Raw genomic sequence first — 15,797 nt, forward strand, 5'->3', positions numbered from 1 at the left:
GGGCAGGGAGCCAGGCGCTTCCCGTGCCCGCCGCTGCATTCCACCGTCGCGCGGCGCAACGCACGTTCCGTGCCGCCGCGGACCAACGGGTACCACCATGCTTACCTTCCAGCAACTCATTCTCAAGCTGCAGTCGTACTGGGACGCCCAGGGCTGCGCCCTGCTGCAACCGATCGACCTCGAAGTCGGCGCGGGCACGTCGCACGTGCACACCTTCCTGCGCGCGATCGGCCCGGAGCCGTGGCGTGCCGCCTACGTGCAACCGTCGCGCCGCCCCAAGGACGGCCGCTACGGCGAGAATCCGAACCGCCTGCAGCACTACTACCAATATCAGGTGGTGTTGAAGCCCGCGCCGGAAAACATCCTCGACCTGTACCTCGGTTCGCTGGAAGCGCTGGGCCTGGACCTCAAGCAGAACGATGTGCGCTTCGTCGAAGACGACTGGGAAAACCCCACGCTCGGCGCCTGGGGCCTCGGCTGGGAGGTGTGGCTCAACGGCATGGAAGTCACGCAGTTCACGTACTTCCAGCAGGTCGGCGGCCTGGACTGCAAGCCCGTGACCGGTGAGATCACCTACGGCATCGAGCGCCTGGCGATGTACCTGCAGCAGGTCGAGAACATCTACGACCTGGTCTGGACGGAGTGGGAAGAGCCGGGCCCGAACGGCCCCGTGAAGCGCCGCCTGACCTACGGCGACGTCTATCACCAGAACGAAGTCGAGCAATCGACCTACAACTTCGAGCAGGCTGACACGACCGTGCTGTTCCGCCGCTTTGCCGAGCACGAAGCCGAAGCCAAGCGCCTGATGGGCGTGCGCGCAGAAGGTGATGCCGCTGCCGAGGGCAACGCACCGGTCGTGCAACTGGCGCTGCCCGCCTACGAGCAAGTGCTCAAGGCCGGCCACACCTTCAACTTGCTGGACGCACGCGGCGCCATTTCCGTGACGGAGCGCGCGGCCTACATCGGCCGCATCCGCAATTTGTCGCGCCTGGTCGCGCAGGCTTACTACGATTCGCGCGAGCGCCTGGGCTTCCCGATGTGCGGCACGGCCGCTGCCGCTGTCAAGACCACGGAGGCCGCATGACGGCCAACCGAGCACGGCGTGGCCTGGCGCTGCTGACGGCAGCGTCCATCGCCGCGCTGACGCTACCGGCGAGCGTTGCCCAAGCGGCGCGGCATCGCACGTCCAAGCCGGCATCGGCGGAGAAGGTTTTTGTCGTGCCCAACACTTTGACGCAGCTTTGCGTGGCCGATTCCAAGCCGCTCCAGCAAGCGCTGAGCGCGGCCTGGACGCCGCCGCCGCCGTCGCTCGATCAATGGACGAGCCTGGTGCGCACGATGGCCTGCGACCTGTCCGGCGCACGGGACCTCGGCTGGCATCGCGTACCGTTGCGCACGTATGCGACGGCACTGCGCTTCCCGCTCACGTGGGTGGAGTGGCAAGGCACCGGCGTCAAGGCACAGCGCCGTGCGCGCGTGTTCCGATCGGCGGGGCAGTTGCCGAGCCGTCTGGAATTCAATGTGTCCGGCACGCTGCAAGAAGTGCGGTACGACGCGCGACGGGGCTTGCTGTCGGCCCGCTTCCTGCGCCGCGATGCTGCCGTGCCCGGCACCACGCCCGCGCCGATTGCACCGCCCCCGCCGCCGGGTCAGTGCGCCGGCACGCAATTGCAGTTTCAGCAGCAGAACGGCGTGTGGCTGCTTTCGGGCGTGGAACCCGTGCCCGGCTCGCCCTGCTGATCACTGAACCGAACCACACAACGTACCGCCGCACCTGATCTGAACACCAAGCGGCGCAGAACAACGACGTCACCGATTCAAACGCTATGTCCACCCTCCTGATCGAACTGCTGACCGAAGAACTGCCGCCCAAGGCGCTGGCCCGCCTCGGCGAGGCGTTTGCACGCGGCCTGTTTGACGGTCTGTCGGCGCAAGGCCTGCTCGAAGAGGGCGCCGCCGTAGAAGGCTTTGCCACGCCGCGCCGCCTGGCCGCATCGATCACCGGCGTGCGCCACACTGCGCCCGATCGCGAGTTGCGCGAGAAGGTGCTGCCCGTGACCATCGCCTTCGATGCCGAGGGCAAGCCCGCAGCGCCGCTGGTCAAGAAGCTGGCCGCGCTGGCCAAGACCGTGGGCGTGGAGGCCATCGCCGCTGAATCGCTGGAACGCGCGCCCGACGGCAAGGCCGAAGCGCTGTTTTATCGCTACACCGCACGCGGCGCCGTGCTGGCTGACGGCCTTCAGACTGCACTGTCGCAAACCATCGCCAACCTTCCGATCCCGAAGGTGATGACGTATCAGCGCCCGAACGGCGAGAACGTCCAGTTCGTGCGCCCCGCCCATAAGCTGATTGCGCTGCTCGACAGCGAGGTCATCCCCGTCAGCGCGTTCGGCCTGCAATCGGGCAACGTGACGCTGGGCCACCGTTTCCTGTCGGCGGGCGAAATCGTCATCCAGGACGCCGCGTCGTATGCGAGCACGCTGGAGTCGCAAGGCAAGGTCATCGCCAGCTATGGCAAGCGCAAGGAGGCCATCCGCGCCGAACTGCTCAAGACCGCCGGCGCCGATACGGTCGTTATGCCCGAAGCGCTGCTCGATGAGGTGAACGCGTTGGTCGAATGGCCCGTGGTCTACCCCTGCCATTTCGAGGAAGCGTTCCTCGCCGTACCGCAGGAGTGTCTGATCCTGACCATGCAGACCAACCAGAAGTACTTTGCACTGACCGACGCGCAGGGCCATCTGCGCAACCGCTTCCTGATCGTCTCGAACATCGCCACGGATACACCCGAGGCCATCATTCAAGGCAACGAACGCGTGGTCCGCCCGCGCCTGGCAGACGCGCGCTTCTTCTTCGAGCAGGACAAGAAGAAGCCGCTGGCCGATCGCGTGCCGCTGCTCTCCCGCGTGGTCTATCACAACAAGATCGGCACGCAGCTTGAGCGCGTGTCGCGCCTGCAGGCCATCGCGGGCCAACTGGCGGAAAAGCTCGGCGCGGACGTGGCACACGCCTCGCGCGGCGCGCTGCTGGCCAAAGCCGATCTGCTGACCGACATGGTGGGCGAGTTCCCCGAGCTGCAAGGCACGATGGGGACGTACTACGCCCGACACGACGGCGAACCCGACGACGTGGCGCTGGCCTGCTCCGAACACTATCAGCCACGCTTCGCCGGCGACGCGCTGCCGAACACCGCCACCGGCACCGTGGTGGCACTGGCCGACAAGCTCGAAACGCTGGTCGGCATCTGGGGCATCGGCCTGCAACCCACGGGCGAGAAAGACCCGTTCGCGCTGCGCCGCCACGCGCTGGGCATCCTGCGCATGCTGATCGAGAAGCCGCTCGCGCTCACGATTGACGATGCACTGCAGATCGCCGCTGCCAGCTTCGACGGCATCGCCGCCGTCAAACCGAACCTGGCCGCCATCACCGACTTCCTCTACGACCGCCTGCGCGGCTACCTGAAGGACAAGGGCTACAGCACCAACGAGGTCGAAGCCGTGGTGAGTCAGCGCCCGCAGCGCCTAGACGACATCGTCGCGCGCCTAGAAGCCGTACGCGCCTTTGCTGCCCTGCCGCAGGCCGAGGCGCTGGCGGCCGCCAACAAGCGCATCACCAACATCCTGAAGAAGACGGACGTGGCCATTGGTGCCGTGCAGCCGCCACTGCTCAAGGAAGACGCCGAGCGCGCGCTGCACCAATCCGTGGTTTCAGCGGAACCGCAGGTGCACGACGCCTTCGCACGCGGCGATTTCACCACCGCGCTCAAGACGTTGGCCGGTCTGCGCGAAGCGGTCGACACCTTCTTCGACGGCGTGATGGTGATGGCCGACGACACCGCGCTGCGCGACAACCGCCTGGCGCTGCTGGCTGAACTGCACGGACTGATGAACCGCGTGGCGGACATCTCCAAGCTGGCCGCCTGATCGGCACCCCAAGCACCGTTCGGAGCCCACCATGCCCCACGTTCCCAAACTGGTGATTCTCGACCGCGATGGCGTCATCAACCGAGACAGCGACCAGTTCATCAAGTCGCCCGACGAGTGGATCGCGCTCGAGGGCAGCCTGGAAGCCATTGCCGAACTGAACCAGGCGGGCTACCAGGTGGTGGTGGCAACCAACCAGTCGGGCATCGGACGCGGCCTGTTTGAGGCCGCCGCGCTCAACGCCATGCACGAGAAGATGTACAAGGCGCTCGCCACCTACGGCGGGCGCGTCGATGCCGTCTTCTTCTGCCCGCACACCGCCGCCGATGCCTGCGAATGCCGCAAGCCCAAGTCCGGCATGCTGCGCGAGATTGCACGCCGCTTCGACGTGGACCTCACGGGCGTGCCGGTCGTGGGAGACTCGCTGCGCGATCTGCAAGCCGGCGTCGAAGTCGGCGCCGTACCGCACCTCGTACTGACCGGCAAGGGCACCAAGACCCGCGATGCCGGCGATCTGCCCCGGGGCACCCAAATTCACGAGGACCTGCGTGCGTTTGCGCGTGCGCTGCTGTCCCCCGCGCCCCAGGGCACGCCCACGCGCGCCCCTTGAATTCGCCCCCAATGACTTTTATCCGTTCGCTGCTGTACCTGGTTTTCCTGATTGTCTGGACGCCGATCTATGCGGTGGCCTGCTTCATCGTGTTCCCGTTCATGAATCCGGCTCGCCGGTTCTGGATGGTGTCGGGCTGGACCAAATCCGCCATCTGGATGGCGCGCTGGCTGCTCGGCATCCGTTGGCAATACCAGGGCTGGGAGCACATCGAAGAAGCCGTCGCCACCAACAAGCCGGTGGTGCTGCTCTCCAAGCATCAGTCCGCGTGGGAAACCATGGCCTATGTCGCGACCATGCCTCGCCCGCTGTGCTACGTATTCAAGCGCGAGCTGCTGTATGTGCCCTTCTTCGGCTGGGCGCTGGGCATGCTCAAGATGGTGCACATCAACCGCAAGGACGGCGCCAACGCGTTCGCCTCGGTCGCACGTCAGGGCAAGGAACGCATGGCCGAAGGCGCGTGGGTGATCATGTTCCCGGAAGGCACCCGCACGCGCTCGGGCGACCCGAAGCCGCGCTACAAGAGCGGCGGTGCGCGTTTTGCCGTGGATACCGGCGCGTGGGTCATCCCGATCGCCCACAACTCCGGCCGCGTGTGGCCGCGCAATTCGTTCCTGAAGCATCCGGGCCTGATCACGCTGTCGGTCGGTCCGGCCATCCCCACTGCAGGCAAGACCAGCGACGAACTCAACCGCGAAGTCGAAGCATGGATCGAAGCGGAAATGCGTAGAATCGACGCCGATAGCTACCGCGAGCACGCATGAAACTGCTGCGCCCACCGACTTCGCCCACCACCGCCGACAGCGTCCAGCTTGAGCTGCCGCTGCTCGCACCCGAAGCCTCGTCGCCCACGCAGCCGCCTGACGCGCCGCTCCTCGCCCCGCCCGCACTCGATTTTTCCACCGCACCGCTTGGCCCCCACCAGCGCCGCCTGACGCTGGGCGAGCGCGCGCTCATCTATAACCTCAAGCGCTCGTCGCGGCGGACCATCGGCTTTGTCATCGATGACCGCGGCCTGTCGATCACGGCACCGCGCTGGGTCACGCTCGCCGAGATCGAACACGCCATCGCCGAAAAGCAGAAGTGGATCTTCGCCAAGCTGGCCGAATGGCGCACGAGCGCCGCACGCCGCATGCTGCCGACGATGGAGTGGCAGGACGGCGCCGGATTGCCGTTCCTCGGCAAGACGATCACGCTCAAGCTGGAATCGCCCATCGGCGCATTGATGTTCGATGCCGACACCAGCATGCTGCACCTGGGCCTGCCGCACACCACCACCGAGCAGCAGATCAAGGACCGCGTGCAAGGCTGGCTGCAGACGCAAGCCCGACGCCTCTTCGGCGAGCGTCTTGAGGTATATGCCGAGCGCCTTGGCGTGCGGCATAGCGCGTATGCACTCTCCTCCGCCGCCACGCGCTGGGGAAGCTGCACCGCCGACGGCAAGATCCGCCTGAACTGGCGCCTCGTGCATTTCCCCCTCAGCTTGATCGACTACGTGGTTGCGCATGAACTGGCGCATCTCAAAGAGATGAACCACAGCCCGCGCTTCTGGGACACGGTGGAGTCGATCTTTCCTGAGTTTCGTGAGGCGCGGGAGCAACTGCGCTCGCATCCGCCGGAATACTTGCCGGCGTTCTGATTCGCCCTGCCGACGCTCCTGCGGCGGATGCGGCGGTTGCAGAGAACGCCTGTCCTGCACGCTCGGCCACACCCTCCTACAATATTGCCTTCCCCACAGTCCTCCAGGAAGGAAACCCCATGCGAATGCTCCACACCATGCTGCGCGTCGGCGACATGCAGCGCTCGATCGACTTTTACACCAAGGTGCTCGGCATGCAACTGCTGCGCACCAGCGACAACCCCGAGTACAAGTACTCGCTGGCGTTCGTCGGCTACGGCCCGGAAGCCAGCAACACGGTCATCGAACTGACCTACAACTACGGGGTGAGCGAGTACGAACTCGGCACGGCATTCGGGCACTTGGCCATCGAGGTCGACGATGCCGCACAAGCCTGTGACCAGATTCGTAACGCAGGCGGCAAGGTCACGCGTGAAGCGGGCCCGGTCAAGGGCGGCAGCACCATCATCGCGTTTGTGGAAGATCCGGATGGCTACAAGATCGAGCTGATCCAGGCGCGCTCGATGCCCGATGGCAACCGCCACTGACGCCATCCGCCGGCCGCTGGACGGCACTGCCATCGGCCTGATGGTGGTGCTGTGCATGTGCTGGGGCTTTCAGCAGGTTGCCATCAAGGTGGCGGCGCACGACGTGGGGCCCGTCATGCAGGCCGGTGTGCGCTCGGCAATCGCGTCGGTCCTGGTGCTGGCGTTTGCGCTGTGGCGCGGCACGTGCCTGTCGGTGCGTGACGGCACATTGGCCGGTGGTCTGATGGCCGGTGTGCTCTTCGGGATCGAGTTCCTGTGCATCTTCATTGGCCTGAGCTACACCACTGCCTCGCGCATGGCGGTGTTCCTTTACACCGCGCCGATCTTCACCGCCCTCGGCCTGCACTTTTTCGTGCCGGGTGAGCACCTGCGCCCGCGCCAGTGGGCCGGGATCGGCATTGCGTTTGCGGGGATCGTGCTGGCGTTCGCCGACGGCGTCCTGCATCCGGCGGCCGGGCCGTCGACCTCGCTGGGCGACGCGCTGGGCGTGGTGGCAGGCGCGCTGTGGGGCGCGACGACCATCGTCGTGCGGGCAAGCAAGCTTTCCGAAGCACCGGCAGCGAAGACGCTGCTGTACCAACTTGCCGTCTCGGCCGTGCTGTTGCTGTTGATGGCCGCCGGCACCGGCCAGGCCTTTACGGCAAACCTTACACCGACCGCGCTGGCCAGCCTCGCCTACCAATCCGTGCTGATTGCGTTCGCCAGTTACCTGACGTGGTTCTGGCTGCTGCGCCGCTACCTGGCATCGCGGTTGTCGGTGTTCTCGTTCCTGACGCCGCTGTTTGGCGTGGCGTTTGGCGTGCTGCTGTTGCACGAGCCGGTGGGACTGCGGTTTGCTCTGGCGGCGGCGCTCGTGCTGTCGGGCATCCTGCTCGTCAATCTTCGCTAAGGTCGGAGGCGCTGCCGGCAATGCGATTGGCCGGCAGTGCGTTCGCCACTGCCACGAAGTCTTCCACCGAGACTTCTTCTGCGCGCCGGCCCAGGTCAAAGCCAAGCGCTTCGAAATCGATCACATCGCGCAGCGCGCCCAGCGTGTTGCGCAACACCTTGCGGCGCTGCGAAAACGCCATCGTCACCACCGTGCCAAGCGCGCGCAGGTCGACCGGCGCATACGGCGATTTGTCGGCCGGCCACGGAATCATCCGCACCACCGCCGAATCCACTTTGGGCGGCGGGTTGAACGAGCCCGGCGGCACATCCAGCACCAGCTCCATGTAGTACCGCACCTGCAGCATCACCGACAGCCGGCTGAAGGCCTTGCTGCCCGGCGCGGCCACCATGCGGTCGACCACTTCTTTCTGCAGCATGAAATGCTGATCGCGCACACGATCGGCGAACGTGGCCAGATGAAACAGCAGCGGGCTCGAGATGTTGTATGGCAGGTTGCCGACGATGCGCAGCGGCCGGCCCGCCTCCTGCAGCGAACCGAAATCGAACGCCAGTGCATCGCCCGCATGCACGATCAGCCGATCGCCGAATCGCTTCTGCAAGCGCGCGACAAGGTCACGATCCAGCTCGACCACCTGCAGCGTGCGCACGCGCTCCATGAGCGGCACGGTGAGCGCGCCCAGGCCGGGGCCGATCTCGACAAGTACATCGTCGGGCTTCGGATCGATGGCGGCAACGATGGCGTGGATCACGCCGTCATCGACCAGGAAGTTCTGGCCGAAGCGCTTGCGGGCCTGGTGCCCTTGGTGAACGCCGGTCGTGGATCGTGCCATTGCGAACTCGAAATCGAAGAGGTGAAGGAAACTCAGGAGCGCGCGGTGTGCCGCGCCATGGCGATGGCAGTATCGATCGCCTCGATCATGCTGCCGAACTCGGCGCGGCCCGTGCCGGCCAAGTCCAGCGCCGTACCGTGGTCCACCGACGTGCGGACAAACGGCAAGCCCAGCGTGATGTTCACGCCATGGCCGAAGGTGCCGTACTTGAGCGGCGCCAAACCTTGGTCGTGGTACATCGCCAGCACGCAATCGGCATCGGCCAGCAGGCGCGGCTGGAACAGCGTATCGGCCGGATACGGACCGCGGGCATCGATTCCGCGTGCACGCGCCCGCGCGATGGCGGGCTCGATCACCTCGATCTCTTCGCGGCCGAGGTGGCCGGATTCACCCGCATGCGGATTCAACCCCGTCACGAGGATGCGAGGTGCGTTCAGTCCAAAACGGATGCGCAGGTCACGCTGCACGATGTCCAGCGTTTCGTCGAGCACCGCGGGGGTGATGGCGTCCGGCACCTCGCGCAGCGGCAAGTGCGTCGTCGCCAGCGCCACGCGCAGCATGGCGTTGTCGTGCGCCGGCTGCGGACCGGCGAGCATCATTACCACGCGCGGCGTTCGGCTGCGCTCGGCCAGGTACTCGGTGTGGCCGGTAAAAGGCACGCCTGCGTCGTTGATCGTGCTCTTCTGCACCGGCGCCGTGACCATCGCGTCGTAACGCATGCCGTCTGCCGTGCCGATCAGGCAGCCGTCGATGGCCGCGTCGAGCAGGTCCAGCACATAGCGGCCGTTGGCGTCATCAAGCACGCCGGCGCGCACGGGTGCACCCAGCGGGCGCTCCACGACAGTCAGCGCCGTAGAAACAACGCGCCAGAAATCGCCCTGCCCGATCGCGTCCGCGCGCGCCTGCAGCAATGCCGAATCGCCCATCACATGCCACTGCACATCGGCGTAACGCGGTGACGCCTGTCGTGCCAGGTGCAGCAGCGCGGCCACGGTGATGTCGGGACCGATACCAGCGGGTTCGCCAGTGGTGATGGCAATGTTCAGCATGCAGCGCTTTCCTGCGATGGTTTCTGGAGCGATCTAGAAACGCCACGGCCGCCCGCAGGCGGCCGTGAGCGATGCGGATGTCCGTAGCTTACTGCTGACGGTTCACGCGGTATTCCACGTGTGCCGAATCGCGCAGTTCACGCAGCCAATCCTCATAGGCGGCCTGCACCTTCTGCTCGCGAATGACCGAGCGCGCGTAGTCGCGCTCGCGGTCTCCCGACACCTCTGCCTCGCGGCGGCCTTCCACCTGGATCAGGTGCACACCGAACTGGCTTTGCACCGGCTGCGACACATCGCCCGGCTTGAGCTGGTTCATCGCCTGCTCGAATTCCGGCACCAGCTGGCCCGGCGACACCCAGCCCAGCTCGCCACCCGCACCGGCCGAACCGTCCTGCGAATACCGGCGTGCCGCATCGCCAAAATCGTAGCCGTGGACGATCCGGTCACGCAGGCCCACCAACTGGCGGCGCGCGTCGTCCGCCGACATCGTCGGACCGGTCTTGATCAGGATGTGGCGCACTTGCGTCTGCTGCACCTTGGCGGCAATGGCCGTGCTCGATGCGCGCTTCTCCAACAGCTTGATCACGTGATAACCAGCCGGGCTTTCGACCACTTGGCTCGCCACCTGGCCCGCCTTCATGTCGACCACGGCGTTGGCAAACACAGCCGGCAGGCGCCCGATCGGCCGCAGCCCAAGCTCGCCGCCTTGCGCGGCATCTTGCGCGCCAGAATTGTCACGCGCCAGCTTGGCGAAATCCGCGCCGCCCTGCGCTTGCTTGAGCAGGCCTTCGGCCTTCTTGCGCGCTGCGGCCTTCTCGGCATCCGTGGCGCCTTCGGCGACCGGCACGAGAATCTGCGCGACGTTGTATTGCTGTTCGCCGGCCGGGGCCGTGCCGCCACCCTGCTGCGCCAGATAGTTGTCGATCTCGCCGTCGTAGACCTGCACCTTCGAGTCGACCTCGCGCTCACGCAGGCGCGCCAGAAGGATTTCCTGACGCAGGTCGTCGCGGTACTTGTCGTACGTCATGCCGGCGTCCTTCAGCTTGCTCTTGAGCTGCGGCACCGACAGGTTGTTGCGCTGGGCCACGCTTTCCACGGCGCGATCCACATCGGCGTCGGACACGCGGATGCCGCTTTCCTTGGCGGTCTGCGCCTGCACGCGCTCCAGGATGAGCTGCTCAAGCACTTCGCCGAGCAGATCGGCGCGCGGCGGCAGCGGGCGGTTCTGTGCGCGGAACGTGCGCTCGACCAGATCCGCGCGGTTGAGCAGTTCGCGGCGGGTGATGACGTCGGTGTTGACCACAGCCACCACCTCGTCGACCAACTGGCTGCGCGGCGCGCCTGGAGCCGTTGGCTCGGGCAGCGTGCCCTGCAGCAGCGGCTGGCTCGGCGACGAACCGGGGTTGGCGAAGATGCCCCGCACCGGTGCACTCTTTTTTGCCGATTGCGCCTGCTGCGCGTGGACGGCTGGCGACAGCGTGGTCCCCGCCAACAGCGCAAGCAGCACGCCGGTGGCAACACGCAAGCGGCCCAGAGGAGCCACACGCGTGGCGAAAGCGGTCGATTGGAAAGCCATGATGTCGTTATTCATATTGATCCAGCACGGACGGCGTGATCGGCTGTGCGGTCACCGGCTGGTAGCCGGGCACGTTCAGACGAATCACGTCGATCGGATTGTTCCCCACCTTCGACAAACCCTTGAATTCGATCTGGGCAAAGATATGCGTCGTATAGCCCGAAACAGCATTGCTGTAGCGCTGTACCGCCAGTCGGCCGACCCAGCAGTCCGCCACATATTCGAGGCCGAGCAGCACATCCGATGGCTTGCGCGCATCCAGGTCGTAACCGATGCGACCCAGGCCGTAGAGGCGCCGCGTAATCGGCCACTGCGTGGAGATATCGGCCTGTTCCAGCGGCAACTGACCGGTATTGGCGTCTTGCCGGTAATAGCGGTAGCCGAGGTTGATCACCTTGTTGGCTTCCGGCTTCCAGCTGAATGCGACCGTCGAACGCATGATGCGGTCGAGGTCCTGATTGTACTGAAGGTTCGTATCGAAAAAGATGCCGCGGAACATCTGGATCGTGGTCGCACCCAGAAGGTCCGAATAGCGGCGTACCGACGTCGGGGCCGCACCCGCCAGCGTCACGCGCTGCCCGTCGAGATCGATGCGCTGGGCGATCGTGGCACGCAGGCGCTCAATGCCTGATTCGGCCTCGATAAAACGCGTGGTCACACCTGCCGTCACCTTGTTGTTGTCGGCAATGCGGTCGTAACCGGTGTACGGGTTCTCGGTAAAGATCTGCCCGAGGTTGTAGTCCGACTGGCCGGTATCGAACAACGGAATCTGCGACTGGTCGCGATACGGCGTGTACACGTAGAACACGCGCGGCTCCAGCGTCTGGATGTAGCTCACGCCGAACAATTTGGAGACCAGCGGCGCATCGCGCTCGAAGGTCATGCCCGAATCGAGCGAGAACGTCGGAAGCGTGCGATTGATCTGCGTGTCCTGCGTGTCGCCGGCCGGGCGGTCCAGGCGGTATGCGGTGGTGTTCAGGATGAACTTCGGGGTGACGTACCAGCCGGGGCGGACGATCGGGTAGCTGATCGTCGGCTGCATGAACAGGCGCTCGCCCTGCACGGTATTGGCCGTCGGGATCGAAAACCGCGTGTAGTCGGTCAGGAAATTGATGTCAAAGCCGCCAACGTCGTACCGGTTGTAAGTCAGACTCAACTCCGGTACCCGCTCGTACGGTGCAGAAAGCGGCGTAGTTGCCGTAGACAGCGTCTGGAACTTCTGCACGCGCGCCAGCGCAACCCAATCGCCGATGGAATAGGTGACGCCGCCTTCCTGGACATACTGACGCTGCGTCGCCGTGACGATGCTGCGGCCAAGGTCATCCGGATAAGTGTTATCGGAAACCTTGTTGTAGTTGATGTAGGCGGTCAGGCCCGGGGCCAGTCGCTGCGTGTGTACTGCCGAAATCGACCAGCGGTTACGACCCGCCTCACGATCATCGGGCAGGAATTCGCCCCGCAGGACGCCGCTGTACGACGTATCGAGATAGCGATATTCGGCGCCAAGCTGCAGGCCACGCGTACTGAGCAGACGCGGATACAAGGTCAAATCGCGGTTCGGCGCGATATTGAAGTAGTACGGCAGCGTGACGTCGGCCCCGCTGCGGCTGTTATAGCCGAACACCGGTGCAAGGAAACCGCTGCGCCGGTCGTCATTGAGCGGAAAGTCCATGACCGGCGCGGCAAACACCGGCACGCCGAAGAAGTGAAGCACGCCGTTGCGGCCGGTGCCAACCTGGCGGTCGCTGTCGATATCGATGCGGCTCGCGCTGAAGTACCAGTCGACGTTGTCGGGCGCGCACGTGGTGTACGTGCCGCGCGTGATGCGGCTGTTGTCCTTGTCAATGAAATCGATGCGCTCTGCGGTGCCGTGGCCGCCGGTCGTGTGGAACTCGTACGCGGGCGTGCTGATGGTGCCTTCGTTGGCGGTGATCTTGAGCTTGGCGTCCGGACCGGTGACGAGCGTGCCGCCCTTGAGCAGACGCACATTCCCGGTGGCGGTGGCAACGTCGGTGTCCTGGTTGTAGTCGAGCGCGTCGCCCTTCAGCACCGAACCGTTGCGGCGCAGTTCGCCGTTACCGCGCAGGTGGATGTCTTCGTTGGTGCGGCCGTCCATCTTGTCGGCCGCGGTAAAGGTGGGAACAGTATTGTCCGGTCGCTGGACGGGCTCGGCCATCTTCGGCACCAGCAGACTGCCGCCGGGCGTGGCCGGGCCGGACGTCGCCAGCGCCGTCACCGACGAGGCCGGGGTGACAGCAGGCGCCGTCGCTTGCGCGGTGTCCGCGCCCTGCGCCGCGGACGTCGCCGTCCAGACACCGGCCACCGCAAATACCAGCGGGCGCAATGCCAGCGTGCCACGCCTGATGGTGGCCAAGTCGGCGGGCCGCTGATCGGGCGCGGCAACAGCAGCGCGCTGCCGGTTCTTCCTGGCTCGGTTCGGTTCGGTCATGCAGATCGGGAACAGGGCCGCGCGCGCAACGGCACGCACAGGCACAAAATCAGTCGGTACTGCGTTCAATCCCGCCGCCGGACGCAGCCTGGACAAGGCCGGCGCTCGCTCGCGGCGAAACTCGGTCGGGTATTATACGGGGCTTCCTTCCAGCCTCATTCCAGCATTCTCTCAGCATGGCTTCGACCCCTGGCGCCGCAGCAGGCGCAACCGACGCACGCCTCAGCCAACTGCGCGACTGGCTCGGCACATTGCCCGCCACCCACGGCCTGCGCATCGACACGCTGCAACCCGCCTCGGCCGATGCCAGCTTCCGCCGGTATTTCCGCCTGGACAGCGCGGTCGGTGGCAAGCCCGGCACGTTGGTCGTCATGGACGCCCCGCCGCCGCAGGAAGACTGCCGCCCGTTCGTCCATGTGGCTGGCTTGCTCAATGGTGCCGGCGTGCGTGCGCCGCAGGTGCTGGAGCAGGATCTCGCGCAGGGCTTCCTGCTGCTCACCGATCTGGGCCCGCAAACGTATCTGCAATCGCTGCGCGAACGCAATTTCGACCTCGCCTACGCCGATACGCTGTTCCGCCCGGCCATCCATACCCTGGTGCGCTGGCAGTCGGCCTCGCGCGAAGGCGAACTGCCGCCGTACGACGAAGCGCTGCTGCGCCGCGAGCTGTCGCTGTTTCCGGACTGGTATGTCGACCGCCACCTGCAACGCCCGTTGGACGCCACCCAGCGCGAATCGCTCGACAAGGTGTTCAAGCTGCTCGTCGACAGCGCCCTGGCCCAGCCGCGCGTGTACGTGCACCGTGACTACATGCCGCGCAACCTGATGATCAACGCGGCCGACCCATCGCAGCCGGGCGTGCTGGACTTCCAGGACGCCGTCTACGGGCCGATCACCTACGACGCCGCCTCGCTGCTGCGCGACGCCTTCCTGTCCTGGGACGAAGAGCAGGAGCTGGATTGGGCCGTGCGCTACTGGGAGGCCGCCCGCGCCGCCAAGCTGCCGGTCGATGAAGACTTCGGCGAGTTCTACCGTGCGCTCGAATGGATGGGCGCGCAACGCCATCTGAAGGTGGCCGGCATTTTCGCGCGCCTGTGCTACCGCGACGGCAAGACCGGCTACGTGGAAGACACCCCGCGCTTCATCGCCTACCTGCGCCGTGTGTGCAGCCGCTACAACGCGCTGGCGCCGCTGGCTCGCCTGCTCGATCAACTCGAAGATCGCGCGCAGCAGATCGGCTACACGTTCTGATGGCCCCCCCCCGCGCCGTTGAGTTTCGCGCCGGCATGCTGGCGCTCGCGCCCATGCTGCTGGGCGTGGTGCCGTTCGGCCTGATCTACGGCGTGCTCGCCACGTCGGCCGGCATGCCCGCGTGGCTTGCCGTGGCGATGAGCGCCATCGTCTTCGGTGGCGCCTCGCAGATGATCCTCGTGCAGTTGTGGGCCGGTGGCGCGCCCGCGCTGGTGATTGCGGCGACGGTCTCGATGGTGAATCTGCGGCACGCGCTGTATTCGGCCAGCATTGCGCCAGCGCTGGCGCACCTGCCGCGCCGCTGGAAATGGCTGATCGCCTATCTGCTGACCGACGAAGCCTTCGCCGCCATGAACCGCCGCGTTGTCACCGCGCAGCCCGGCAGCGCGGAAGCCGCATATCGCCATTGGTATTTCCTCGGCGCTGGCGTGGCGCTGTGGTCGAGTTGGCAGGCGTCGACGATCGTCGGTGTGGTGCTGGGCGCGCAGGTGCCGACGACGTGGCCACTCGACTTCTTCCTGCCGCTCACGTTCATCGCCATCGTGGTGCCGGCGCTGCGCACGCGTGCGCAACTGGCCGCGGCCCTGACCGGCGCCTTGCTGGCCGTGGCCTGGACGGGCTGGCCGCACAAGCTCGGGCTGATGAGCGCGGCGTGCGTGGGCATTGCCGCCGGCGCGCTGGTCGAGCGCTTGCTTGCCCGACCGTCCGACAAGGGGGCTGCCGCATGAAAGCGCTGATCCTCTTTGGCGTGCTGCTGATTTCTGGCGCGGCCACCTACCTGATCCGCCTGTCGTTTATCGCGCTGGAAGGGCGCATGAACCTGCCGATGTGGTTCCGCAACGCCCTGCCCTACGTGCCAGCCGCGATGCTGACCGCGCTCGTCGCGCCCGACCTGCTGATACGCGACGGCGCGCTCGCGGTGTCGGTCGACAACCCGCGCCTGCTTGCCGGCATCGTCGCCATCGTCATTGCACGGGTGACGAAGAGCGCGATGTGGACCATTGTCGGCGGCATGGCTGTGCTGCTGATTCTCATGAAGGTGATGGCTTGAACTTG

The 15,797-nt window shown here is 65.9% G+C and carries 15 protein-coding genes; 11 read left to right on the plus strand and 4 right to left on the minus strand.

What is annotated here, in order from left to right:
- Positions 1-97: 97 nt before the first annotated feature.
- The 8 genes from glyQ to ACUXH0_RS16100 all read left to right on the plus strand — a co-directional run bounded on the left by glyQ (position 98) and on the right by ACUXH0_RS16100 (position 7,585).
- Positions 98-1,084 carry a glycine--tRNA ligase subunit alpha gene (gene glyQ, locus ACUXH0_RS16065; RefSeq protein WP_012761208.1) on the plus strand — a complete coding sequence of 329 codons (987 nt, stop codon included), beginning with the start codon at positions 98-100 and terminating at the stop codon, positions 1,082-1,084.
- Entirely contained in the window at positions 1,081-1,740 is a 660-nt protein-coding gene (locus ACUXH0_RS16070; RefSeq protein ID WP_004635523.1) for a hypothetical protein, read from the plus strand. The genes glyQ and ACUXH0_RS16070 overlap by 4 nt, the downstream gene beginning before the upstream one ends.
- Positions 1,741-1,826: 86 nt before the next feature.
- Positions 1,827-3,920, plus strand: a complete 2,094-nt coding sequence (glyS, locus tag ACUXH0_RS16075) for a glycine--tRNA ligase subunit beta (RefSeq protein WP_182594205.1) — start codon at positions 1,827-1,829, stop codon at positions 3,918-3,920.
- A gap of 31 nt (positions 3,921-3,951) precedes the next feature.
- On the plus strand, positions 3,952-4,530 hold the full coding sequence (gene gmhB, locus ACUXH0_RS16080; RefSeq protein ID WP_182594206.1) for a D-glycero-beta-D-manno-heptose 1,7-bisphosphate 7-phosphatase: 579 nt from the start codon (positions 3,952-3,954) through the stop codon (positions 4,528-4,530).
- 11 nt (positions 4,531-4,541) lie between these two features.
- Positions 4,542-5,294, plus strand: coding sequence for a lysophospholipid acyltransferase family protein (locus ACUXH0_RS16085; protein ID WP_004635529.1), 753 nt, complete (start codon positions 4,542-4,544; stop codon positions 5,292-5,294).
- Positions 5,291-6,169: a M48 family metallopeptidase gene (locus ACUXH0_RS16090; protein WP_004635531.1), complete on the plus strand. Its 879-nt coding sequence runs from the start codon at positions 5,291-5,293 to the stop codon at positions 6,167-6,169. The genes ACUXH0_RS16085 and ACUXH0_RS16090 overlap by 4 nt, the downstream gene beginning before the upstream one ends.
- Positions 6,170-6,288: 119 nt before the next feature.
- Positions 6,289-6,696: a lactoylglutathione lyase gene (gene gloA / locus ACUXH0_RS16095; RefSeq protein WP_004635533.1), complete on the plus strand. Its 408-nt coding sequence runs from the start codon at positions 6,289-6,291 to the stop codon at positions 6,694-6,696.
- Positions 6,680-7,585: a DMT family transporter gene (locus ACUXH0_RS16100; RefSeq protein WP_004635535.1), complete on the plus strand. Its 906-nt coding sequence runs from the start codon at positions 6,680-6,682 to the stop codon at positions 7,583-7,585. The genes gloA and ACUXH0_RS16100 overlap by 17 nt, the downstream gene beginning before the upstream one ends.
- Here ACUXH0_RS16100 and rsmA read toward each other — a convergent pair.
- The 4 genes from rsmA to ACUXH0_RS16120 all read right to left on the minus strand — a co-directional run bounded on the left by rsmA (position 7,572) and on the right by ACUXH0_RS16120 (position 13,491).
- Entirely contained in the window at positions 7,572-8,417 is an 846-nt protein-coding gene (rsmA, locus tag ACUXH0_RS16105; protein ID WP_137910797.1) for a 16S rRNA (adenine(1518)-N(6)/adenine(1519)-N(6))-dimethyltransferase RsmA, read from the minus strand. The genes ACUXH0_RS16100 and rsmA overlap by 14 nt on opposite strands.
- A 32-nt stretch (positions 8,418-8,449) precedes the next feature.
- The gene (gene pdxA / locus ACUXH0_RS16110) at positions 8,450-9,466 is read right to left on the minus strand and encodes a 4-hydroxythreonine-4-phosphate dehydrogenase PdxA (RefSeq protein ID WP_182594207.1); all 1,017 of its coding nucleotides are present in this window, start codon (positions 9,464-9,466) and stop codon (positions 8,450-8,452) included.
- Positions 9,467-9,554: 88 nt separating this feature from the next.
- Positions 9,555-11,057, minus strand: coding sequence for a peptidylprolyl isomerase (locus tag ACUXH0_RS16115; protein ID WP_004635541.1), 1,503 nt, complete (start codon positions 11,055-11,057; stop codon positions 9,555-9,557).
- The gene (locus ACUXH0_RS16120; RefSeq protein ID WP_024973629.1) at positions 11,050-13,491 is read right to left on the minus strand and encodes an LPS-assembly protein LptD; all 2,442 of its coding nucleotides are present in this window, start codon (positions 13,489-13,491) and stop codon (positions 11,050-11,052) included. Before ACUXH0_RS16120 ends, ACUXH0_RS16115 begins: the two co-directional genes overlap by 8 nt.
- A gap of 176 nt (positions 13,492-13,667) precedes the next feature.
- Between ACUXH0_RS16120 and ACUXH0_RS16125 the strand changes: the two genes are divergently transcribed.
- Genes ACUXH0_RS16125 through ACUXH0_RS16135 form a run of 3 tightly spaced genes read left to right on the plus strand, consistent with a single transcriptional unit; the run spans position 13,668 to position 15,792 of the window.
- Positions 13,668-14,741: an aminoglycoside phosphotransferase family protein gene (locus tag ACUXH0_RS16125; RefSeq protein WP_182594208.1), complete on the plus strand. Its 1,074-nt coding sequence runs from the start codon at positions 13,668-13,670 to the stop codon at positions 14,739-14,741.
- Positions 14,741-15,469, plus strand: a complete 729-nt coding sequence (locus ACUXH0_RS16130; protein WP_182594209.1) for an AzlC family ABC transporter permease — start codon at positions 14,741-14,743, stop codon at positions 15,467-15,469. The genes ACUXH0_RS16125 and ACUXH0_RS16130 overlap by 1 nt, the downstream gene beginning before the upstream one ends.
- Positions 15,466-15,792 carry an AzlD domain-containing protein gene (locus ACUXH0_RS16135; protein ID WP_004635552.1) on the plus strand — a complete coding sequence of 109 codons (327 nt, stop codon included), beginning with the start codon at positions 15,466-15,468 and terminating at the stop codon, positions 15,790-15,792. Before ACUXH0_RS16130 ends, ACUXH0_RS16135 begins: the two co-directional genes overlap by 4 nt.
- The last annotated feature ends 5 nt before the right edge of the window (positions 15,793-15,797 follow it).

This window comes from Ralstonia sp. 110700041-2 (assembly GCF_056280165.1).